The 22,522-nt window shown below is 43.9% G+C and carries 20 protein-coding genes and 1 pseudogene; 9 read left to right on the top strand and 12 right to left on the bottom strand.

What is annotated here, in order from left to right; genetic code table 11:
* The first annotated feature begins 429 nt into the window (after window positions 1-429).
* The 3 genes from efp to V5G28_RS03965 all read left to right on the top strand — a co-directional run bounded on the left by efp (window position 430) and on the right by V5G28_RS03965 (window position 2,073).
* Entirely contained in the window at window positions 430-987 is a 558-nt protein-coding gene (efp, locus tag V5G28_RS03975) for an elongation factor P (RefSeq protein WP_069349036.1), read from the top strand.
* Between the two features lie 130 nt (window positions 988-1,117).
* Complete coding sequence (accB, locus tag V5G28_RS03970; RefSeq protein ID WP_332987511.1) at window positions 1,118-1,663, top strand: acetyl-CoA carboxylase biotin carboxyl carrier protein; 546 nt, start codon at window positions 1,118-1,120, stop codon at window positions 1,661-1,663.
* A 65-nt stretch (window positions 1,664-1,728) separates the two neighbouring features.
* Window positions 1,729-2,073: an ArsR/SmtB family transcription factor gene (locus V5G28_RS03965; protein ID WP_041035432.1), complete on the top strand. Its 345-nt coding sequence runs from the start codon at window positions 1,729-1,731 to the stop codon at window positions 2,071-2,073.
* 88 nt (window positions 2,074-2,161) lie between these two features.
* Here the strand turns inward: V5G28_RS03965 and V5G28_RS03960 are convergent, their stop codons facing one another.
* The 3 genes from V5G28_RS03960 to V5G28_RS03950 form a co-directional block, all read right to left on the bottom strand.
* Window positions 2,162-2,782 (bottom strand): GerMN domain-containing protein, encoded by a 621-nt coding sequence (locus tag V5G28_RS03960; protein WP_096561449.1) that lies wholly within the window; start codon window positions 2,780-2,782, stop codon window positions 2,162-2,164.
* Between the two features lie 65 nt (window positions 2,783-2,847).
* Window positions 2,848-3,651, bottom strand: coding sequence for an LmeA family phospholipid-binding protein (locus tag V5G28_RS03955; RefSeq protein WP_096561450.1), 804 nt, complete (start codon window positions 3,649-3,651; stop codon window positions 2,848-2,850).
* A 117-nt stretch (window positions 3,652-3,768) separates the two neighbouring features.
* Window positions 3,769-5,583: a proline--tRNA ligase gene (locus V5G28_RS03950; RefSeq protein ID WP_332987508.1), complete on the bottom strand. Its 1,815-nt coding sequence runs from the start codon at window positions 5,581-5,583 to the stop codon at window positions 3,769-3,771.
* Window positions 5,584-5,665: 82 nt separating this feature from the next.
* Between V5G28_RS03950 and V5G28_RS03945 the strand changes: the two are divergent.
* Together V5G28_RS03945 and V5G28_RS03940 are read left to right on the top strand one after the other, a co-directional pair.
* Window positions 5,666-7,076: pseudogene (locus tag V5G28_RS03945) on the top strand (1-acyl-sn-glycerol-3-phosphate acyltransferase).
* A gap of 261 nt (window positions 7,077-7,337) precedes the next feature.
* Window positions 7,338-8,246 (top strand): class I SAM-dependent methyltransferase, encoded by a 909-nt coding sequence (locus V5G28_RS03940; RefSeq protein ID WP_332987506.1) that lies wholly within the window; start codon window positions 7,338-7,340, stop codon window positions 8,244-8,246.
* Between the two features lie 5 nt (window positions 8,247-8,251).
* On the opposite strand, the gene V5G28_RS03935 is transcribed toward V5G28_RS03940, so the two are convergent.
* From V5G28_RS03935 to rimO, 6 genes are all read right to left on the bottom strand, one after another.
* On the bottom strand, window positions 8,252-8,839 hold the full coding sequence (locus V5G28_RS03935) for a Uma2 family endonuclease (RefSeq protein ID WP_332987504.1): 588 nt from the start codon (window positions 8,837-8,839) through the stop codon (window positions 8,252-8,254).
* Window positions 8,840-8,922: 83 nt separating this feature from the next.
* Window positions 8,923-9,147: a CocE/NonD family hydrolase C-terminal non-catalytic domain-containing protein gene (locus V5G28_RS03930; protein ID WP_442994212.1), complete on the bottom strand. Its 225-nt coding sequence runs from the start codon at window positions 9,145-9,147 to the stop codon at window positions 8,923-8,925.
* Window positions 9,148-9,205: 58 nt separating this feature from the next.
* Entirely contained in the window at window positions 9,206-9,361 is a 156-nt protein-coding gene (locus V5G28_RS03925) for a hypothetical protein (RefSeq protein ID WP_332987513.1), read from the bottom strand.
* 191 nt (window positions 9,362-9,552) lie between these two features.
* Complete coding sequence (locus V5G28_RS03920) at window positions 9,553-9,813, bottom strand: response regulator transcription factor (RefSeq protein WP_332987502.1); 261 nt, start codon at window positions 9,811-9,813, stop codon at window positions 9,553-9,555.
* Window positions 9,814-10,107: 294 nt separating this feature from the next.
* Window positions 10,108-11,652 carry a DEAD/DEAH box helicase gene (locus V5G28_RS03915; RefSeq protein ID WP_096561457.1) on the bottom strand — a complete coding sequence of 515 codons (1,545 nt, stop codon included), beginning with the start codon at window positions 11,650-11,652 and terminating at the stop codon, window positions 10,108-10,110.
* 82 nt (window positions 11,653-11,734) lie between these two features.
* A complete protein-coding gene (gene rimO / locus V5G28_RS03910; RefSeq protein WP_096561458.1) occupies window positions 11,735-13,054 on the bottom strand; it encodes a 30S ribosomal protein S12 methylthiotransferase RimO in 1,320 nt (439 codons plus the stop codon).
* A 953-nt stretch (window positions 13,055-14,007) separates the two neighbouring features.
* Between rimO and btpA the strand changes: the two genes are divergently transcribed.
* The 4 genes from btpA to V5G28_RS03890 all read left to right on the top strand — a co-directional run bounded on the left by btpA (window position 14,008) and on the right by V5G28_RS03890 (window position 19,364).
* Window positions 14,008-14,856: a photosystem I biogenesis protein BtpA gene (gene btpA / locus V5G28_RS03905; protein WP_096570444.1), complete on the top strand. Its 849-nt coding sequence runs from the start codon at window positions 14,008-14,010 to the stop codon at window positions 14,854-14,856.
* Window positions 14,857-14,997: 141 nt separating this feature from the next.
* Window positions 14,998-15,960 carry a vitamin K epoxide reductase family protein gene (locus tag V5G28_RS03900; RefSeq protein ID WP_332987497.1) on the top strand — a complete coding sequence of 321 codons (963 nt, stop codon included), beginning with the start codon at window positions 14,998-15,000 and terminating at the stop codon, window positions 15,958-15,960.
* 312 nt (window positions 15,961-16,272) lie between these two features.
* A complete protein-coding gene (locus V5G28_RS03895) occupies window positions 16,273-18,474 on the top strand; it encodes a CHASE2 domain-containing protein (protein ID WP_442994213.1) in 2,202 nt (733 codons plus the stop codon).
* A 551-nt stretch (window positions 18,475-19,025) separates the two neighbouring features.
* Window positions 19,026-19,364 carry a hypothetical protein gene (locus V5G28_RS03890; RefSeq protein ID WP_096561460.1) on the top strand — a complete coding sequence of 113 codons (339 nt, stop codon included), beginning with the start codon at window positions 19,026-19,028 and terminating at the stop codon, window positions 19,362-19,364.
* 13 nt (window positions 19,365-19,377) lie between these two features.
* Here the strand turns inward: V5G28_RS03890 and nadB are convergent, their stop codons facing one another.
* The 3 genes from nadB to V5G28_RS03875 all read right to left on the bottom strand — a co-directional run.
* Window positions 19,378-21,051, bottom strand: coding sequence for an L-aspartate oxidase (gene nadB / locus V5G28_RS03885; RefSeq protein ID WP_332987495.1), 1,674 nt, complete (start codon window positions 21,049-21,051; stop codon window positions 19,378-19,380).
* Between the two features lie 271 nt (window positions 21,052-21,322).
* On the bottom strand, window positions 21,323-21,763 hold the full coding sequence (gene psbU / locus V5G28_RS03880; protein ID WP_096561462.1) for a photosystem II complex extrinsic protein PsbU: 441 nt from the start codon (window positions 21,761-21,763) through the stop codon (window positions 21,323-21,325).
* 392 nt (window positions 21,764-22,155) lie between these two features.
* Window positions 22,156-22,522, bottom strand: a 367-nt coding sequence (locus V5G28_RS03875) for a DUF3120 domain-containing protein (protein WP_332987494.1), incomplete at its 5' end; no start/stop codon positions are given.

The following is a 22,522-nucleotide window of genomic DNA, read 5'->3' as shown; positions in this document are numbered from 1 at the left end:
GAATTGGTATTAGGAAAATTTCTGAACAAGCTGTCAGAATAAATATTTTTTTGTGTCAGCACTCTGGACTGAGTCAGTTTAGATGTTTCGTTGTAGTATTTTGTAGGTACTTACAGAATATAAATAAAATAATTTTTAATTTTTATTTTGAATTTTATGAGTTTGTCAGATATCCCTAACCTGTGGGTACCTTTGGCGCTTTTAGGGTTAATTATCATTGCTGCTATCTTTTTCAGCCGCACCAGCTAGCAGTGTGTTGCAATCAAACGCTTAGGTGGAAGCACCAGAGCAGACGAGGAGAATAATTTTTGGCTCTTGAGTGTTGACTTTTGAGTGAGTACTAATAACTAATAACTCATGAGGAATGACTAATTACTGCTATTGGGGGTTAAAATAAATCCCGATTGTCTTCCAAATTTTGAAAGTTTCATGATCTCCAGTAACGACTTTCGACCTGGTGTCTCGATAGTATTAGATGGGTCTGTGTGGCGAGTTGTGGAATTCCTCCACGTCAAGCCAGGTAAAGGCTCTGCTTTTGTACGCACAAAACTGAAAAATGCCCAAAGTGGGAGCGTGGTAGAAAGAACCTTCCGCGCCGGGGAAACAGTTCCGCAAGCCAACCTAGAAAAAAGCACGATGCAGCATACCTATAAAGAAGGCGATGAATACGTCTTTATGGATATGGAAACCTACGAAGAAGGCAGATTGAGCGCAGCGCAGATTGGCGATCGCGTAAAATACCTCAAAGAAGGTATGGAAGTCAACGTCGTTCGCTGGGACGACCAAGTTCTAGAAGTAGAACTGCCTAACTCTGTCGTGTTGGAAATTGTGCAAACAGATCCAGGTGTCAAGGGTGATACTGCAACTGGTGGTTCCAAGCCTGCAACTGTGGAAACAGGAGCAATGGTCATGGTTCCTCTGTTTATTTCCCAAGGAGAACGCATCCGTATAGACACCCGTAACGACACATACCTTGGCAGGGAGTAAGTTTATTTTCACCTCTTGATGCAAATCCCTATTTTCATTTATAACAGGGATTTACATCCCTGCCTGACGAGCAAATTCACTTCACGGATAAAGTCTATCTACTACCTAATTGCATGAGGTCAGAAAAGCTGTGCCATTGGACTTTAATGAAATCCGCCAACTGTTGACAACTATTGCACAAACTGATATAGCAGAAGTCACACTCAAAAGTGACGATTTTGAGCTAACGGTTCGTAAGGCGGTCAGCACTCATCAAATTTTGTCAGCACCTCAAGCGGCATTAGGCGCGGTTGGTTCGGAACTGACGCCAGTTCCACCACCTGCGTATGCGGTGGGATCGCCTCCAACCGTAACCCAAACCCCGCCAACTCGCGTCTTTGACAGCAATAGCGTGAGTGTACCGCCACAGACTGTTCCCTCACTCATAGAACAGAAATTCGTTGACATCCCTTCCCCAATGGTGGGAACGTTTTATCGCGCTCCTGGTCCTAGTGAATCACCATTTGTGGAAGTGGGCGATCGCGTCAGAAGCGGTCAAACAGTATGTATTATCGAAGCCATGAAACTGATGAATGAAATCGAATCAGAAGTATCCGGACAAGTGATAGAAATTCTCGTTCAAAACGGTGAACCTGTGGAATATGGTCAACCTTTGATGCGAATTAACCCTGATTAAGTATTAATCTATATAACGATACCTCGTTATAAACTTTTTAGTTGAGTCCTTACGGATCTAACCTGATGAAACAAGCGTTGCCTGTACCGCCAGAAGTTGTGCAACAAGTAGCTGAATACTTCAGCCTCTTGAGTGAACCCATGCGCCTACGGCTGTTGCATTTGCTGCGGGATGAAGAAAAATGTGTGCAAGAACTGGTAGAGGCAACACAGACTTCTCAGGCTAATGTGTCAAAACATTTGAAGGTAATGTGGCAAGCAGGAATCCTCAGCCGCCGCAGTGAAGGAACTTGTGCCTACTACCGAGTGGAAGATGAGATGATTTTTGAATTGTGTAATCGGGTTTGCGATCGCCTCGCCGCCAGGTTAGAACAGCAAGCCCGTAACTTTCGCATTTTAAATAGCAAGTAATTAGTCAAAAGTCCTTTGTCCTGATGTCATCGCTTATGGCTAAGGACTAATGACTAATGACTAATGACTAATGACTAATGACTCTTAGCTAAAGTGAATAATTTTTATCAAAGCTTTCACGTGTCAGTGGTTGTTCCAACTCCAGACCTTCACCACCTAAAACCTCCAATGGTTCCCCGTTGACCTCAATGTACACCTTGGCATTCTCATCTGAAGCTGTGGCGGTGTAGACAACTTGCCCCACACGACCCATCATTGAAGAACTACCACCTCCACTAGTAAATTCTTCCGATAAATTGACGTGGATGCCATCTGACGCCTGCTTGACACCCAACAGCTTGGTTCCTTTGGGAATTGTGGTAGAGTCCGTCCCTTCTGTGGGCCCTGCTAATAATTGTTGGAAAGCCCCTTCTAATACTTGATTGGGCGACTTCCCAACTGCTTTAACTTGAACTGTTTGGGGAACCAATTTCAAACCAGTGCCAGTGTCTTGCAGCCAATAGATTTGAGCATTTTGTTCATTAGCTACCGGATTTTCTGATGGCTGAGGTTGAACTAAATTTGGAACAGGGATTGGTACAGGAGGGGGGTTATTCTTATCAGATTTTGAGCCAAAAAAAGCAACACCAGCAGTCACTGCAATAACCGCTGCTGAAACAGCTGCGATGACACCTGGAGAAATACGGTTAGATCCTTGCTGTTCTTTCATAATGAAAACCTTCCTAAGGGCTGAAATAGCATTTGTATGAAGATAAGTCTGGTTAACGACGATACTTATGAGCCGGGGGTTTCCAAAAACCTAGAGGATGGCTCTACTCGGAAAAATGCGGCAATCTCTAATTCTTCTGGTCTCATATTCAATTTTAGAATTCGCACTTGTAGACCGTCACCTTCTAGATTTCCTAAATCCAATCGTTTGTTGATATTGTTGACAATTGCATTTACAAATTGAGGTGGAACTTCTTCACCACTCGCTGCCACAATTGGGTCAACTAACTGGATATTCTTCCCACCAACGATATTCAATCCTGATTCCACCCTAATTAATAACGGCTTCTCCAGACCTTTTTCCTGTAATTCTACTTGCAAACTCAAGCGGTTATTTGCTAAAAACTTTACATTAGGATTCACAAAATTATAAACAGAGTTAGACCCTGTATTTGAAAAACCATCGTTAATTTTTAGCTTTTGCAACAAGGCTATGAATTGGGGTGATTGTATGAGTTTGTTGATATCCTGCTGAGTGAACACCAAACGTACACCCGCTTGTAAAGGTCGTTTGAATTTCGGTCTGCTTCCAAGACTACGTGGTTCTAATTCAATGGCATCGGTTTCCAATTCTAAAGCTGCAATCCGAATTTCTTGCCACTTGAGTTGCAAAGAACGCCCCGCAATACGCACCCTTTCCACCTTACCTTGCAGCAATTGATGACTAGGGGCGTTGTCAACTCGCACTTGCAATTGTTCAACTTGAGCTAATTGAGAACGGATAGCACCAACAGCAGCCTGATCAACCACCAGTCCTACCGGAGTCACTAACCCTAAAGCGCCAGATACAAGGAGTGTGAAGAATTCCACGTTTTCGTTTGTAATTAGGGTATTCAGTTACCAGTTGTCAGTTATCAGTTATCAGTTATCAGTTACCAGTTACCAGTTACCAGTTACCAAGATTCCTTCATGTTCACTGTTGACTGTTCACTGTTGACTGTTCACTGATTGATGAATCCACTGCTTTAATGTAGATACAACGTCAGCGATCGCAATTTCTTGTGAGTTGCGGCTTTTTCTTTCAACAACTTCAACTTTGCCATTGGCAATTGCTCGCCCAGTGACAATTCTGTAAGGAATGCCAATCAAATCCGCATCTTTGAATTTTACTCCCGCCCGTTCATTCCGGTCATCGAGCAAGGTTTCAATTCCCGCTTGATTAAGTTGGGCATAAAGTTTTTCCGCAATTTCCACTTGTTGAGTGTCGTTGATGTTAGGAATCGTCACAATCGCGTGATAAGGTGCGATCGCCACCGGCCAAATAATTCCATCTTTGTCGTAAGATTGCTCTACAGCAGCTTGAGCCAATCTTGACACACCCACACCATAACAACCCATAAGTAGAGGTTTTTCTTCACCCTGTTCGTTGGTATAAGTTGCACCCATTGCGATCGAATACTTAGTGCCTAATTGGAAAATGTGACCTACCTCAATTCCACGTGCGCTTTTTAAGGTTTGTTCTGGATTATGGATGGCGCGATCCCCTGGTCTTGACTTACGTATATCTACGCTTGATTCTGGTAATTTAAATTGCTCATCCCAATTTGCTGCAACGACGTGGTAACCAGCTTCGTTTGCACCCGTAACAAAGTTTTTTAAATCAACCGCTGTTTTATCGACCAAACGTAAAAAGCGAGGTGCGACATCTTTGACAGACTTAATATAATCATCTGCAACATCAGGAGCAATGTAGCCTAGCGGCAAAGGCTTACTTGCCCATTTTCCTTGAGCTTCTGCATCTGGTACTGCAAGTTTGATCACCGTTTTAGCACCATACTTGGGAGCTAACTTTGTCAATTCATTTTGTAATTTAACATCATTAACTTCCTGGTCGCCTCGAATGCTCACCAGCACCAACACTGTTGTTCCATTATCAAAATTTGTTTGGTAAAGAACGTTTTTGACAATTTGGGTGGGGGAACATTTCAAGAATTTACAGACTTTCTCAATTGTCTCCGTCCCTGGTGTTTCGCGTTTTTCATAACTGGTAAATGCTGAAGTTTCCGCGTCAGGAGGTAAAGAAACCGCCTTTTCCACGTTAGCCGCGTACTGCCCATCTTCAGTGTAAAGGACTTCATCTTCGCCTGCTTCCGCCAGCACCATAAATTCTTGAGAAGCAGAACCACCTATAGCCCCAGAGTCAGCTTGCACCGCACGAAAAGCCAAACCAGACCGCCGTAGAATATTACTGTAGGCGGTATGCATATCCTGATAAGTTTTTTCCAAACTTTCTTCATCTACGTTGAACGAGTAAGCATCCTTCATGATGAATTCTCGTCCGCGCATCAAACCAAACCGGGGACGAATTTCATCGCGGAACTTGGTTTGAATTTGGTAGAGGAGCTGTGGTAGCTGACGGTAGGAACCAATCATATCACGAGCGATCGCCGTGATGACTTCCTCGTGAGTCGGTCCTAGGGCTTGTTCTTGGTCGCGGCGGTCTTTGAGGGCGAACATAATACCCTCGGCTTTGGTATAAGTATCCCACCGTCCAGACTCTTTCCATAAATCAGCAGGTTGGAGTTGGGGTAAGAGACATTCTTGTCCACCAGCAGCGTTCATTTCTTCCCGGACAATTTGGGAAACTTTTTGCAGTACCCGCCACATCAAAGGAAGATAGGCATAGACACCACTACCGATGCGACGAATGTAGCCTGCGCGGAGTAAGAGTTTATGACTGGGAATTTCAGCATCTGCTGGGTCATCCCTGAGTGTAACGAATAACATTTGTGACAGTCGCATCGTTTGTCCCCTTTCCAGATTTGATAATCTCTATTTCAGTTACAGTCTAAAATGAAGCTTGCAACTTCAGGAGAAAACCACTTTGCCTGATGTCGTTTATCAAGCACAGCCACCCCTAGAATTTATCCCTCCAGCGCTAGACCCTACCTTTCTACGAGTCTGCCAGTTGTTCTTACCCAGCTTAATACACTGGAGAACGGCAATTAGTCATATTGAAGCAGACAACCTAGAAGTTTTGCTGGATCTATATCACCAGTTTCAGGATAGGAAAATCCGTTTTTTAATAGCTTTTCGCCATCCTAAGGCAGAAGACCCGCTTTGTTTGGTTTACTTGCTTTCCCACATTTTGCCAAAACTAGCACGACACAAGGGTATCGTGCTACAGCCTCCGATTCATGCCCATTTTATCTACGACCGTGGAATTCCTCTATGGGCTGGTTCTTACATCGGCTGGGTTGCTGCGCGCTTGGGTGGCACATCTATCCAGCGAGGTAAGGCAGATTGGACAGGGTTGCGTTCAGCGCGTGATTTGTTTGCCAATGGTCAGTTCCCGATGGCAGCTGCACCCGAAGGAGCCACGAATGGTCTTTCAGAAATTGTCAACCCATTGGAACCCGGCATTGCTCAACTCGGTTTTTGGTGTGCTGAAGATTTGCACAAGGACAATCGAGATGAGCAGGTTTTTATTTTACCAGTTGGAATTAAATATAGTTACCTTGCTGCTCCTTGGGGTGCGATCGCCAATCTTTTGAGTGAATTGGAAGCGAAGAGTGGTTTATCTGTAGAAATTTCGGATGCAACGTCTCTAGAACAAAATAGCGCGTCTCTACCACCGGACACCCTCTACCCACGGTTGTTTCATTTGAGCGAACATTTACTGTCTTTGATGGAAAATTTTTACACGCGATTTTATCATCAAAAACTGCCAGTACAAGGGGACATAAAAGATGCCAATGAACTTTTAGCAGCTCGTTTGCAAGCTTTGTTAAATGTCGTGTTACATGTAGCAGAACAGTATTTTGACTTACAACCTAAAGGAAATTTTAATGATCGCTGTCGTCGGGTAGAACAAGCTGGCTGGAATTATATTTTTCCGAGAAGAATTTAAGGATGTGAAAGCAGTGTCGCCTTTAGAACGTGCTTTAGGCGATCGCATTGCCGAAGAAGCTAATTTGCGGATGTGGCACATGAGGCTGGTAGAAAGTTTCGTTGCTGTCACAGGCAAATACGTACGAGAAAAACCCACAGCAGAACGCTTTGCGGAGACAACGTTACTGATATGGGATATGGTGACTCGAATTAGAGGTGGTAACCCCTCCGGGCGTCCAACTCTTGGCAAGCAACAGGTAAAAATAACGATAGGTGAACCAATATCTGTTTCTGAACGCTACCCAGCTTATAAAGCGAGTCGTCAAGCTGCAAGGCAAGCAGTGGGTGATTTAACCAAAGACTTACAACTGGCGATGGAGGATTTAATTTTAAAAGAAGGATAATATAACTGACAAACTTTTTATGCTAACAATAGTTTCTGGCAATTAGCTCAAAATTACTCGGAAAGAACATGTAGCACTTTCTCTCGTTACTTTCCCCCTGATAACAGGCTCCGTAATACTGCTCCTAGTGTCTGTGAATACAGATGAGACTTTTGCTAGCATCCCCTATAAAAAACCTTATCCGCTTTTTCTACAAGGCTATCAAAAGCGTATTAAACAAATTAATACAAATCAAAGAGCAGAATTACGAGGCAAAATACAATGGAAATTCAAATTCCTATAAGTTATCAGGAAATTGTCAATGAGCTAGTTAATTTTACTGAGTTACCCAGACACGAAGTAGAAGACAGAGTGTGGAAGCAGGCTCTGGGGGATGGGAGTGTGAAACATGATGCTGAGCTTTTTGGCATAACTCCGCATCAATATAACGACAAAATGGAACAGCTATATAAAGAAGGATATGGGTTGATAATTGAAACTCTAGTTTTTTGGGCAACAAATGAAAGACAGCTTTGGATTCAACAGGCGGTTGAAAGGATTCGCTTATACGCACAAAAGAGCGATCGTGCTTTAGATGAATTAGCAATACTAATGTTGGGTGATGGCACTGGCAATGATTCTTTAGAGCTTGTAAGGAATGGCTTTAAGGTCAACTATTTTGACATACCTGGCAGTAAAACTTACGATTTTGCCACAAAGCGTTTCGCTCATTATGGTTTATTAGGAAAGAGTGTAAATCTTATATCTGACTTTAATTCCTGTCTTTCTTCTCAATACGATGTTGTAATTTCCTTTGAAGTCCTTGAACATCTTACTGACCCAATATCAGCTATCAGAGATATTTCATTGATGTTGAAAATAGGAGGAACAGCACTAATAACAGAAGCTTTTGATGCTGTTTCAGATAATTTTCCCACACATTTACAATCTAACTTCAAGTTTGCCAAGAAGACACCTTTTTTGTTTCTAAAAAGTGGAATGCTACTTTCTTGGTATAGTCAAAAAACTTTCTTTAAGTTCAAACCAATGGAGTTTACTAAACTGGAAAACCCATCAATTATGAACTATATCTCTCTCTTGAGAGATGACAATATCAGGAAACCATATTTAGATAAAAATATTAATGAATTTAAGCTGGCAGTCAAGAGAATGCTTGCAATGCAGAGTTAATGGTATTACTCAGGTAATTTTTTTGGAAAAACCTTTGATAAATCTAAAGACAAATCAGGAAAACACGAGAAATTAACTGATTCATTAGGCAGAAAAATAAACTTTCTGCGATAACCGAATTTACCTTGCAAATCCTGATACGGTTCATTGTAGCATTCCAGGCAGTTATCTACTAAATTAAATATCCAATAATCAGAAACACCTGCTTCAGCATAAATCGGTAATTTAACCTCTTGGTCATATTTTAAAGAGGAATCAGAAATTTCAATTAAAAGTAATATGTCATCTGGATGGGGATGAGTGCTGAGATAATCATCTTCTCGATTTTTTACAATCACGCTATCTGGTTCAGGTTCGCTGTACTCACGGATAATAATTGGTTGTTGTCCTCGTAGGGTTGCACGTTCCCCTACAAGTTTGTATAACTCTCGTGCTAAGCGGGTTTCGCAAACAGAATGTGGTTTACCTTTAGATACCATTAGGATAATTTGTCCGTTGATTAGCTCGACTCGGTCATCTTCACTGAAGAATCCGAGTTTTGCTAAACGGTCGTATTCAGCTATAGTAAAACGTTTAGCGGTGGTTATGGTCATAGTATTTTAGGAAGTGCAGGACTATTTGAATCTTAATATTTAATAGCAATAGTAGGGCAAGTAAGATGGCTGCCCTACTATTGCTAGCTGCGCTTACCTTTGCTCACTGGTAGGTCGATGTAGGAAGCGTTCACAGTATTTCGTTGTACGCTAATTTCTGGTGTCCCTTGTGCTGGATAGCGGGCGAATAAATCTTTATCATGTCCGGCGATCGCCACTCGAATTTGGTGTCCTTGTTTAAATAGCACCGAGGTTGGCAGAAGATGAAACGAGAGTTCAGTTAACTGTCCTGGTTCAAAGGGCAGCACACGGGAACGTCGCGCAGGCGTGATTTGCCCTCTTGGGCAGTTGGCGCAAGCCTGCTGTCTAACGGCGAGTCAATGAACCAAGAATCTCAGTGTCTTTAGACCTGAGAGTGTCAACCACTAATTCCATCGCACGGTAGTATGGTGTGGTTCGCATGAGAGTAGGAATTTTGGTACCAGCAGACAAATCTTGTGGCAACCATACGTCAATTGCGATTTTTGTTCCATCTTCGGCGGTGACGTACAGTGCTTGGTTTCTCGGGTAGCTGGTTGGGTTTTGTGCTAAGGTCTGCTGATACGTGTAAGTACTGAAAGCTAAGGCAATTGTAAGTACTAAAGTCAGCGTAAATCTAGCAGCAAAAGACTAGCGTTTGCGCGATCAAAAGTGATTGTTCATTGTGAAAATTTTTATCTACTAGTTGTCAGGTGGGATACGCGCTCTCGTATCAGATGACCAATATCCATGACCACTAAGTCAGGCTGGAGTCTCATGGCAACTTCGACACCTGTGTAACCATCAGCCGCCATTCCCACAATTTGGTATTTAGGGTATTCTTCAAAGAATTGCTCTAAGCCCAACCGCATAACCGGATCATCTTCCACAATTAAAATTCGCTGCAGTGGAGATTGATGGGATTTGTTCCAGTCAAGATTTGTTTGAGATGACATGGATGAATTTAACTTTAGGGCTTAGAGACGCTCAAGCAGGGCATCAACAAGTTCATTGGAACAGCGAACAGGTTACCTACTTTGCTTAATAGCTTATCAGCGTCTTATGTCACAAATCTACTGACCTTTTACCAAAGCAAAAACAGCCCAACCAAGACAAATCATACTGGCACTTTGGGCTGATTTTGATTGATGATGAAATTGCCTAGGTAGATAAGTTTATCAATTCCTGGCTCAACTGAATGTTAGTAGTCAAAAGTCAGGAACTCATGACTCATGACTCATAACTAACACCTAAGAAGCTGTTTCTCTAGCTGTACCAGAACCTAGCTTTTTCGGAGACGCGGAACTCTCGCGACGTCCTGTCCGCAGTTTGGGCTTGGAACTGTGTTTGTCTCCTTCTGTCGTGCTACCGTCTGATGCTACCCAAGCGGAGCGAGGGCGTTCACCAGAAAACTCGCCACGACGATTGTTGGAACGCAACCTGGGTTTGCTAGATGGCTGCATGATCTCTTCTTCTGGAATGTCAAGTTCTGATTGCAGCCAAACAGGACGGGTTTGGTCGTAAGCGATTTGCAACGCCGCCGCAGCGATCGCCTGAGCATCGTATTGTTCAATCAGTTCGCTCACCATCGGTAAAAATGAAGCCAAACGCTCGCCAGCTAAAGCTTCGCGCACCTGAACTTGCAATTTTTCTATCTGGCGTGCTTCAATTTGTGTCCGTGAAGGAATCGACAGGACTTGCCAACTTTGGCGGTTATGGCGTTCAAACAGTTGCTGCTTGCGTCGCTCAAACGGCTGTACTAAAGAAATTGCTGTGCCTTCCTTACCAGCTCGACCAGTACGACCAATCCGGTGGACGTAGGTTTCTACGCTATCGGGTAAGTCGAAGTTGATCACGTGGGACAATTGGTCAACGTCCAAACCTCGTGCCGCAATATCTGTTGCGACCACCCAGCGTACTTGACGATTGCGGAACCGTGTCAGTAACCGTTCGCGTGCTTGTTGTGACAAATCACCGTGGTATTCATCGACACTATGACCTGCTGCTTGCAGTTGATTGGTGAGTTCTGCTGCTGTACGTCTGGTGCGGACAAAGATTAAAGCCGATTCTGGGTCTTCCATTTCCAAGATAGGCTGTAAAGCTTTGGCTTTTGTCCAATGACGCGGTACAAGATAAGCGACTTGATTAATTTTGTTAGGAGCGGCTTTTGGCTGCTCAACAGTCACTGTCACCGGCGAGTGCAAGAACTTGTTCACCAATTGGCGAATCGAAGGTGGCATAGTTGCCGAGAACAATGCTGTCTGGCGCTCTTGAGGTGCTTGTGAGAGAATTTTGTCTACATCGTCGATAAAGCCCATGCTCAACATTTCATCGGCTTCATCTAACACAAACCACTTCACTCGATCCAGCTTCAAACTACCCCGCTCTAGCAAGTCTATGACTCGCCCTGGCGTACCAACAACCATGTGAACGCCGCGTTTGAGTTGTAACATTTGGCGCTCAATCGATTGACCACCGTAGATTGCTAAAACCCGCAATCCTTGGCTTCCCATGAAGGTGCTTATAGCATCATGAACTTGGATGGCTAACTCACGAGTCGGTGTCAGAACCACAGCTTGGACTGCTTTTTGAGTCAGATCCAGGCGCTCTATGATCGGTAGGGAAAATGCCGCTGTTTTTCCTGTTCCTGTTTGCGATTGACCTACGACATCACGACCACCCAATAGGTGGGGAATTGCTTGTGCTTGAATGTTAGTTGGTGCGGTAAAGCCTAATTTTTCTAATTGCTCAACACGCTCTTGTGAAATTCCTAAATCTAGAAACGAAAGATTCATCAACTCTCCTATGTTTTTCTTTGGTCTTGATAGATTGGTTAGTAGTTAGTGGTTATGGGTTAATAATGACAACTAATAACCATTAATTATTGACAACTTGACCATAAAGGTCGTAAGCATCAGCATTTTGGATAGCTACTGGCACGATTGTTCCTAATCGTGCTTCCCCATGAACTAACACCTGCCCATCGACTTCTGGGGAAAATCTGTCAGAACGACCAATTAATTCTCCTGTTACGGGATTTTCTTGTTCAATCAGAACATTGACCACTTTGCCAACTTCTTGTTGATTTTTCTTTAAAGAAATTGGCTGTTGGAGTTCCATCAATACGTTCCGCCGCTCATCCATGACGAATTGAGGCAGTTGGTTTGGTAGGTTGTAGGCAGGAGTTCCTTCTTCGGGTGAAAAGGTGAATACACCTACGTGGTCGAATTCATGACGCTCGACAAACTGTAACAAATGCTCAAAATGCTCCTGTGTCTCTCCTGGAAAACCGACAATAAATGTCGTTCGCAGCACAGCTTTTGGTAGCGCCTCTTTGATGCGTTCGATAATCGCATCATTCACTCGTCCTTGCCAGGGACGATTCATGGCGCGGAGAATATCTGGATGGGAATGTTGTAGGGGCAAATCCAGGTAAGGCAAGACGTTGGGTGTTTCTTGAATGACCGCTATCACATCTGGGGTCAGTCCGGTGGGATAGGCATAGTGCATGCGAATCCACGGCACATCAACTTTCCCTAAGGCACTAAGTAATTCGGCTAACTTCGGCTTGCCGTAAATATCAATACCGTAATTGGTGGTTATTTGGGAAATTAGAATAATTTCCTGTACCCCTTGACTTGCTAACTGCTCTGCTTCGGTCACTATTGATTCTATGGTACGCGATCGCTGGTTTCCCCGCAGGTGGGGAATTATGCAAAAAGCGCATCGGTAATCACAACCTTCAGCAACCCGCAGGTAAGCCACGCCTTCAGTCGTAGTGCGATAACGGGGTGTGGTTTCATCAGCAATGTAGGTTGGGTGTGAACTTACGATCTTAACCCGCTTGCCTTGTTCTACCTGCTGAATGACATCGACTATTTTGTGATAATCCCCGGTTCCTACTACGGCTACGGCTTCGGGCAACTCTTCCAATAACTGTTCTTGGAAGTGCTGCGCCATACAGCCTGTGATAACGATTTTTTTATCTGCTTCTGCCAGTTCCACTAAGGTTCTGACAGATTCTTCTCTTGCTGCTTCAATAAAACTACATGTATTGACTATAACATAATCTGCTAACTGTTCATCAGAATCTACGCTGTAGCCTGCTTCTACTAGCAGTCCTAGCATATGTTCTGTGTCAACTCGATTTTTCTCGCAGCCTAGGTGAGAAATTGAAATTGTTGGCTTGTCACCCATATTAACAAAGAGTCTTTAGGTTTTTTCATCTACTTAAACGCGCTTGAGCGCAAAATTTTTGCTTGAGATATCAACGAGGTCAAAACCTCTCAAACTAAGCCATGACCTCCAATAGTCTTACACACCGTCAAAGCAAGCTACGACCATGATGAATCTGGAGTTCATGCTATGATAGCTTTATTAATCTCTTTCTCAGGGGAAAATAGACAGATTTTAGATAAATTGGACACTAGTAGTTAATCTTTTTTAAAATTTTGCCTGTTGGTATTCTACATTACCGGAAAGTGTATGTTATTTATCAACCTACTGGGAAGCCACTCTCTAAATGACACTGGTTTTGGTCAGGAGCGGAGTCATCCATCTCGCCGAAACCAAGTGTGTGTGGCGCATTTGGAGAAGTCGCTACCAGTCGCGAAAATATCGCGTGACTACGCTTGTTTAGCGGTAATGCTACCCTTTGGGTCAGGCGATACCTGTACCTTGATTAGGCGAGATGCCTTTTCATCGGGAAGCTGCCTCGCGTCTTATGAGCGGCAAACTCCTCTTCTATCCATATGTTATCTTAACATATCTTAGGGAAAGTGTGACGCTAAATTCCATCTAAAGGAGGAGGTAAGCAATTTCCCTTTGAAAGTCGAAGAAACCAGTGCTAGCAAGCATCCTAAGTGCTAACAGGGTGCAAATGAAATGCCTGACAGAAATGGCAGCACGGTTGAAACACAGAAGCCGTAAGTCACCTCAAAGGAGGTACAGCGCCCTTTACTTTACTTAATTAGTAATGAGTCATAAGTAAATAGTCAATAGTTACCAGCGATAATAACAAATGACTAAGGACCCTTCGGGTATGCGCAAAGCGCACGCCAAAGGCGAACGCCAGTCGCCTAGGTCGGGAAACCCTCCTGCATAGCGCTGGCTCACTAAGGACTGAAGACTCCGTAAAGCGGGTTAAAGACGTGACTTTATATCAGCTATTTAAAACCCGAACACCAATTATTGGCGTAGTTCACCTACTACCGTTACCTACCTCGCCGCGCTGGGGAGGTAGCCTGAAAGCAGTTATAGACCGTGCCGAACAAGAAGCAACAGCCCTAGCAAGTGGAGGGGTTGACGGCATTATTGTGGAGAATTTTTTCGACGCGCCGTTTCCCAAAAACCAGGTCGATCCAGCGGTTGTGAGTGCCATGACCGTAGTAGTACAGCGGATACAGAATTTGGTGACACTACCAGTAGGTATAAATGTTTTGCGGAACGATGGCAGAAGCGCAATAGCGATCGCCACCTGCACAAAAGCGCAATTCATTCGCGTGAATGTACTGACAGGTGTCATGGCAACCGACCAGGGAATCATTGAGGGAGAAGCTCATCAACTGCTACGCTATCGCAGAGAATTAGGCAGCGATGTGAAAATTTTCGCCGATGTGTTGGTCAAACACGCCCGTCCGTTGAGTGCGGTGAATCTCACCACTGCGGTGCAAGACACAATTGAACGCGGTTTGGCAGATGCAGTGATTATGTCTGGCTGGGCTACAGGTGATCCTCCAAACCTACAAGATTTGGAAATGGCAACTTCTGCTGCTCACGGCACTCCAGTGTTTATTGGCAGTGGAGCAAGTTGGGAAAATATTGGTACACTCCTGGTGGCGGCAGATGGTGTGATTGTTTCGAGTGCCCTGAAACGCCACGGTCGCCGCGAGCAACCGATAGACCCAAATCGGGTGAGTCAGTTTGTGGAAGCTGCACGTAAAGGTTGGAACTCTAAAGAGGAAACACAATCAATTCCTTCTGTAAAGCTACACTCATAGGTACGGAATAGGTCATGGGTGATGGGTAGTCATGAATGATGAATTATAAATGAGGAAAAACACAATTCCTAATTCATCTTTCACGTCGCATGACCCAATACTCATTACCAATTCTCAATTCCTAATTTTCTATTGCAGTTTATGAATCGCCGCCGTTCTACTCCCTGGATTCATAGATGGTCGCGGATATTGATTGCCGCGATCGCATCTGTTGGTGCATTGACAACGGGTTATCTCACCGTAGTTAAGTTGACACAAGGTTCCGCTGCTTGCCCGACCAATAGCTGTGATTTAGTACTGTCTAGCCCTTATGCTACCGTTCTCGGGCTGCCTTTAGCCTTGTTTGGCTTTCTCGCTTACGCTACCATGGCTATCTTCGCTTTGGCTCCTTTGGCAGTTAACCCAGCACAAAGTAAAGATACTCGGGCAAAGCTGGAAAATTGGACATGGTTGCTGCTTTTGGCAGGTGCGATCGCCATGTCTGTCTTTAGTGGGTACTTAATGTACCTGCTATTTTTCAAAATCAAAGCAGTCTGTCTCTACTGTCTTGCCTCGGCTATCTTCTCCACCAGCCTCTTAGTGCTGACGATGATTGGTCGCACATGGGAAGATATAGGACAAATCTTCTTTACCGCCATTGTTGTGGGCATGGTAACGCTGATTGGGACTTTAGGCGTTTATGCCAATGTTAATAACCCTAATGCTAACGCTGGCAATACTCCTAGCTTAAGACCAACCGGAGATCCGACAACTGGAGTGGGTTGGCCCATCACCACGACCTCTGGTGAGGCAGAGATTCAGTTGGCACGTCACCTGACGAAAATAGGTGCTAAGGAATACATAGCTTGGTGGTGTCCTCATTGCCATGAACAAAAGCAACTGTTTGGTAAAGAAGCGTATCAAGAAATTAAGCACATAGAGTGCGACGCGCAGGGCAAAGACGCCCGTCCAGATTTGTGCAAAGCAGCTGGTATTCAAGGCTTTCCTACTTGGGAAATTAACGGTAAACTTTATCCCAACGTGCAAGCATTAGAGAAATTAGCGCAAATTTCTGGTTATCAAGGTCCCCGCAACTTTAAGAATTTTCCTGACGCTTTTAAGTAGTCTACAAAAGCAGGATAACTTCAAACAAAAAAGTCAGGTGGTAGTAATCTATGACTTCTGTACCATCTGACTTATTTTTTTTATACCTTCTGCTCTACCATTAGACTTATTTTTTACTATGTTGCGAAAGATACCATTGCCGTTTTAGGAAATGATGAGTAATTTATATCAGAGACATCTGAGATTGTCTTTAATAACTCAAGAAGTAGATTAACAGCTTATAAAGCATTAAAGCTAGCGTATGAACTGCATCCGCCAGGTAGTTAATAATTACAAAAAGATAAAAATATTTCTCCCACCTAGGTTATGGGAATAAGTAAGCAGCTTAGTCAGCGTCTTGTGAAGTTGCTGCCTGCACTGCAACAACCACTTAATCAAGGACGCAGTGAAATTTTTACCGCTTCTAGCGTCGCAGTCTGCATTCTATTGCTGCGCTCTTTCGGATTCATGCAATTTTTAGAATGGGCAGCCCTAGATTATCTTTTTCATTTGCGTCCACAGGAGCCACCAGAGCAGCGCATTACAATTGTAGCGATTGACGAAGCTTCTTTACACCAAGTCGGTTCATGGCCAATTCCAGACCGGTATATTGCTGAGGTGTTGCAAAAATTAAAAGATAACCAACCTCGGGCTATTGGTTTAGATATTTACCGTAATTTACCAGTGGAACCAGGTCATCAGGATTTGGTTAATGCTTACAAATCCATACCAAACTTGGTTGGAATTGAACTCCTGTCCAATAATAAAAACACCAGTGTTCCTCCACCACCCCAGCTAAATCAGACCCGCCGAGTAGGTTTTAACAATGTGGTGTATGACGCTGATGGCAAAGTACGTCGTAGCTTGTTGTACTGGCACATTAATGATCAAGCACACGAAAGTTTTGCCTTGAAACTCGCTTTAATGTATTTAAAGTCCGAGGGTATTACTCCGAAGCAAGCAAAAAACAATCATGAGTCTTTACAGTTGGGTAAGGCTGAGTTTCGGCGTTTTCAGCCTAATGATGGTGGTTACGTAGGAGCTGATAACAGAGGATACCAAATTTTGTCCAATTTTCCCAAAGTTGGCACCGGAAGCTCATCAGTGGAAGGTTATGGCTTCCGCAAGGTATCGATGCAAGATTTGTTAAACAATCAGGTACCACCAAGTTGGATTAAAGACCGCATTGTACTTATTGGTTCCACTGCAACCAGTCTCCAGGATTTTGTATTCTTCCCATATTCCAGCCGTCTGATTGGTACGGTCAAGCCTGTGGCTGGCATTGAACTACAAGCTCATTTTATCAGTGAGATTATCTCAGCCGCCCTCCAAGGAAGACCTTTACTCAAAGTTTGGTCTCACCTTATAGAATGCTTGTGGATTTGTGCTTGGGCTTATGTGGGAGCAGTTGTAACCAGGCGAATACAACGTCCAAGCTTAAACTTTATCAGTATTATACTATTATACTTTGTGCTATGTGGAAGCGCCTACGTTGGTTTGTTGTTTGGTTGGTGGATACCAGCTGTACCTGCGTTGCTCACCTTTAGCGGCTCAACTATTGCAATCACTTATCAAGTTGCATATCGTCAGGAAGAGTTGAAACGCTCCAAAGAGTTTGTGCATGAACTGATCAATAAGATTCCCGATCCAATTTTTGTCAAAAATAAAAAACATCAGTGGATAGTCTTGAATGAGGCTTATTGTCAATTTAGTGGCTATGCCGAAAATGTGTTAATTGAAAAGTCTGACTATGACTTTTTCCCCAAGGATGAGGCGGATGTTTTTCGTGCCTGTGATGATCTCGTTTTTCAAACGCAGCAACCCCATGAAAACGAAGAGGATTTCACAGACGCTCGTGGAATCACTCATGTGATTGCCACAAAGCGATCGCTTCATAAAGATGCTGCTGGCAATTTCTTCTTAGTTGGGGTTATCCGAGATATTACTATACGCAAGCGGATGGAAGACGAACTCAGACGTGCTGCTGACGATTTATCTCGGATGAACAAACAATTAAAAATAAAAGAAGACCACTTACGTTATCTTGCTTATCACGACCCTTTGACTGGTCTACCCAATCGTAAATTTTTTATAGAACAACTTCAAGAGTCGCTTTTGTGGGCACAGGAAAATAATTCGTTAACAGGGCTACTATTTATTGATTTAGATGGTTTCAAACAGGTTAATGATAACTGTGGGCATGAGATAGGCGATCGCCTGTTGATAACCATTGCCCGACGTCTCACTCACTGCTTACGTAGCACTGATACTGTTTCTCGCCTAGGTGGTGATGAGTTCACGGTCATTTTACGGGCAATTCCTAAGGTACAAGTTGCTGCTACAGTCGCTGAAAAAATTCTGGTAACTCTAACTGAGGCGATTGTCTTACAAGAACATATAATTAACATCTCCGCCAGTATTGGCATCAGTGTCTACCCAAGTAACAGCCAAGACAGTGAAACTTTGATTAAGCTGGCAGACAATGCAATGTACCGTGCCAAGCATCTCGGGAAAAATCGCTATGAGTTTGCCTAATTAACTCAAGTTGTGGGCTTGGATCCCATATACCACAAAAATTCCTCAACTTTTGCTTCCTCCATCTACTGACTGTATAGCTCAATACAGTTCAGTGAGTGCTGTTCGGTTACAAAAACTCCCCCCAACCCCCTTACAAAAGGGGGCTTAATTGCCTCCTTTTTAAGGAGGGTTAGGGAGGAGCAAGTCTTATCATCAACTGTATTGCTATATACCTTGGCTTTCTTTGGTCATGATGCCTACCCTACAAGTCGCATCTTAGCTAACTGAAGCTTATGATACCAGTAATTGGCTGGTATTCACCTGTAAGGATCTCAATCTTCCGATAGAGGTAAATAACTCTCTTTTCATAATAAAACTTAACTTAAACATAGAAAGTAGTAAAAATAGCCCTATGGTAAAGCTGCTATTTACCGCTGTAGAAAGATGGCAAAGCTAAGCAATTACCCGGATGACAGTGTGAAATTTATAAATTCTTAAATCATCTCTCATCGTACTTAAGTAAAAAAAATACTATTTTTAATAAATTTAAAGGGAATTTACTGAGGCTTATGAGAACTAACTTGAAATTGACTAGCGTTGTGATATTTTTTATCGGAGCCTATCTGATAACTCCCAAAATTGCTGATACTGCGGCTGCTGTGGATTCGCACACCACACAGAAAGCAGTTGTGAATGGAGTGAAACACAGTCAAAGTAGGGGCTGTTCTTTGTCGTACCCCTACCGTGTAGTGCATACAATTGAGAACTGCTATAATCAAGGCTTGGCAAATCTCAAGCTTGATACTCAAGTGTTCAAGCAAGTTGTTTCTGATGCTGACTTAGATAATAATTACGAACCACCAAATTATGGTGGTCCTGATAGCCAGCATGGGAGTGGTACTCGATAAAGGCTTGAAAATTTTAATCACTCAACACTGGAGATTTCCACCAATTGTTTTGTTGTACAAGTGTGTGGACTTGCCAGTTAGGGTCTAGTTGAGGGTAATCTAAGCGGTAATGCCCTCCCCGGCTTTCGGTTCTAAAGCCAGCACTTTTGAGAATTAAAAAAGCGACATCCAATAAATTACGGGTTTCTGCCCACAATCGCAATTGCCGTTCAACATCAGGTATATCTAAATGAGCTGATTCTGTAGGATGTACAGACAACAAGAATTGACTGATTGGCAAAGAAGTAAAATCTTGCTGCCAGGACTTAATTGTTGATATCGCTGCTTCTAAGCCTGATTGCTCCCGGCAAATACCAGCACTTTGCCAAACCAGACGCGGTATGTTTTCTCGCAGTCGTTCTAAATTTTCTTGCTGAGCTTGCCATTGGGCTACATTGGCAGAAAATTCTCGCTTAGGAACTACTGGCACGTCTTCTGGTGTACTTACATCTAGAGGCTGCAAATGAGCCATCTGTGCGCCAAATACGATACATTCCAGCAGAGAATTACTGGCAAGGCGATTTGCTCCATGCACACCAGTACTTGCAGTTTCTCCGACTGCGTATAAACCGGGAATGTTTGTCCGGTTCATGAAATCGGTAACAATGCCACCCATCCAGTAATGAGCAGCAGGGGCGACGGGAATGGGTTCTGTGAAGACATCCACACCCCAGTGTTGACAAACTTTGATGATGTTGGGAAAACGGTGGCGAATTTTTTCAGTAGGGATAGGGCGCATATCTAACCACACATGAGCGGTTGCTAGGTCAGATGAAGTGCGTTGCAAGTGACTAAAGATTGCCCGACTCACCACATCTCTGGGGGCAAGTTCGCCTGCTGGGTGATAATCAAAGGTAAAACGCCGCCCTTGATGATCGATAAGGTGTGCGCCTTCGCCGCGTACAGCTTCACTAATGAGAAAGCGACCCGGTTTTGTTAAAGCAGTGGGATGGAATTGGACAAATTCCAAATCTCGGAGAATTGCGCCAGCACGCCATGCGATCGCCACTCCATCACCTGTACTAACAGCGGGGTTTGTGCTTTGGGCAAACACCTGACCCCCACCACCTGTTGCCAGAACGACAGCATTTGCTCTAACGAGGCTGATTTGACCTTGGTAAAACAGGCTAATTCCTTGACAAGACTGTGTTTTTGGTTCTAGCCATAAACCTAACGCCAAAGCTTGTTGAATGACTTGAATGTTTTGGCGTCGCAGGACTTGGGCGGTGAGAGTGGTGGTAACTTCTCTGCCTGTCGTATCTGCGGCATGAAGAACGCGGTTGCGGGAATGAGCAGCTTCTAAGGTTAAGGCTAACTGGCTGCCATGACGGTCAAAGGCTACTCCCAAGTTTACAAGCGATTGAATGCAGCTAGGAGCTTGTTTGGCAAGGAATTCCACAGCAGGGCGATCGCATAAGCCAACACCTGCCGCTATTGTGTCTTCAATGTGTAAATAAGGAGAATCTTCTTTTGCGATCGCTGCAGCAATACCACCCTGCGCCCAATCACTAGCAGAAAGAGAAACTGTTTCTTTGGTAATCAAGCCGACTCGCAATTCGGCAGGTAGGCATAATGCCGTGTACAGTCCAGCAGCACCAGCACCGACAACGATGACATCAAATTGGCTAGGAATATCTATCTCAAGCAAAGCAGGGGGTGGGGGGAGTGAGGGCGATGAGGCAGATGAGGAGCCAGCGCCGTGGGCGGGTTTCCCGACTTGAGGCGACTGGCGTGGAGATGAGGGAGTGCGGGAACTAGGGGTAAATGGGGAAGTGGAGGAAGTTTTTTCTCCGGGTGCTCCGGGTGCTCCGGGTGCTCCGGGTGCTCTTCCTTGTCCCCGTTTTCCCTCTTGCTGAATAAATCAATTCCCACTCCCAGAAAGGAGTGGGTTATGACGGCTTAATAAGCTGCAAGTCTAATTATCTGTAAATACCGTTGTTAAAGCGGTCGTCTCCTTCGGTGAAGACTGATTCCACTTCTGACACGGTAAAGTGGTCTAGGTTAGCTTGCAGAACTTGTTTTTGACGTTCGCTCAATCCTTGAATATCCAACACATCCTCTACTTTGTCGTAAGGAGCATTCTTAATGAGTGTCCTTGCGAGAGTGGGATACAATCCTGGATACTTTTGGAAAGCTCGCACGTTGGTATTATTCAAATCAATTTTTTTACCATAAACCTCTGCCAGCCTAGCGTCTGCGCGGTTGCTCAAACTTTGAGTTCCTTCAACTGCTAGAACTGGGACTGAACGAAAAGCAATTGAGTTGAAGTCAGCTGCTTGGGCTATTTGAGGCGTTAAAAGCCATCCCAAGCATCCTAACACCAAACTAAACATTGTTAATAAACGCACCAATCGTTTCACAATTTTTCACCTCTTTCCATCCACTCTAATTGAAATAGAAGCCTTAAGCTAAAAGCAGTCAGCGCAAAAAAGTTCTAAGCAATGAATGTTAAGTGCGGAGTAGACCGACTTATTATCCCACTCTTTACTCGCTACTTTGTACTCAGAACTGAGTAAGGCTGATAGGCGATCGCTTAATCAACACAGCAGTATCAGAAACTAATATACAGCGTATTAATATCCACAATATTTACCGCTACTAGGTTTGACTGTAACTTTTGTCAAAAATTATTTGCAGTGGCAGAAGTGCCTACTCTCGCATCGGTTTAAACAGAGTCAAAGTCGGGGCACAACGCATTGCGTCGTGCCTCTACCATGTAGTGCATACAATTGACACAATGACGGTAAAATGTTCACGCTAGAACTCCAGCTAGCAAAAATAGGCAGTCTACCAAAATAGTACTCAAAACTGCTCCACTAAAAGCGTACCAGTGCCGCTGCTTCTTGGGTAAAGGTAAAACTCCGATTGTTAACAACGCTATGGCAAGAATCAGCGCCCAGACTTGTCCCCAAGGCGTTTGTACTTGCGTCACGGCACTTTGCAAAATTGCTGCCACTTCAGTCGTTGATTCTACCTGCATAATTTGCCGCCAATAGGGGATTAAATCTACCAGGTAAAAATACACATCAGTCAACACTGTACCGAGTAAAGAACCTAAATAAAACCAGTTACCTATCTTGCCCCAGTTCCGACTCAGACACCACAACGCAAATGGCAAA

This window comes from Scytonema sp. PRP1, from assembly GCF_036697665.2.
GTDB lineage: Bacteria > Cyanobacteriota > Cyanobacteriia > Cyanobacteriales > Nostocaceae > Kalymmatonema > Kalymmatonema gypsitolerans.
This window is presented reverse-complemented; position numbering and strand designations above follow the sequence as displayed.

Bases quoted from the DNA above. Each gene is read 5' to 3' on its own strand.
- V5G28_RS03915 (WP_096561457.1), bottom strand. From the start codon at position 11,652: ATGAATCTTTCGTTTCTAGATTTAGGAATTTCACAAGAGCGTGTTGAG.
- V5G28_RS03935 (WP_332987504.1), bottom strand. From the start codon at position 8,839: ATGACCATAACCACCGCTAAACGTTTTACTATAGCTGAATACGACCGT.
- V5G28_RS03965 (WP_041035432.1), top strand. From the start codon at position 1,729: ATGAAACAAGCGTTGCCTGTACCGCCAGAAGTTGTGCAACAAGTAGCT.
- V5G28_RS03960 (WP_096561449.1), bottom strand. From the start codon at position 2,782: ATGAAAGAACAGCAAGGATCTAACCGTATTTCTCCAGGTGTCATCGCA.
- V5G28_RS03920 (WP_332987502.1), bottom strand. From the start codon at position 9,813: ATGTCATCTCAAACAAATCTTGACTGGAACAAATCCCATCAATCTCCA.
- efp (WP_069349036.1), top strand. From the start codon at position 430: ATGATCTCCAGTAACGACTTTCGACCTGGTGTCTCGATAGTATTAGAT.
- rimO (WP_096561458.1), bottom strand. From the start codon at position 13,054: ATGGGTGACAAGCCAACAATTTCAATTTCTCACCTAGGCTGCGAGAAA.
- V5G28_RS03940 (WP_332987506.1), top strand. From the start codon at position 7,338: ATGGAAATTCAAATTCCTATAAGTTATCAGGAAATTGTCAATGAGCTA.
- V5G28_RS03900 (WP_332987497.1), top strand. From the start codon at position 14,998: ATGAATCGCCGCCGTTCTACTCCCTGGATTCATAGATGGTCGCGGATA.
- V5G28_RS03950 (WP_332987508.1), bottom strand. From the start codon at position 5,583: ATGCGACTGTCACAAATGTTATTCGTTACACTCAGGGATGACCCAGCA.
- V5G28_RS03890 (WP_096561460.1), top strand. From the start codon at position 19,026: ATGAGAACTAACTTGAAATTGACTAGCGTTGTGATATTTTTTATCGGA.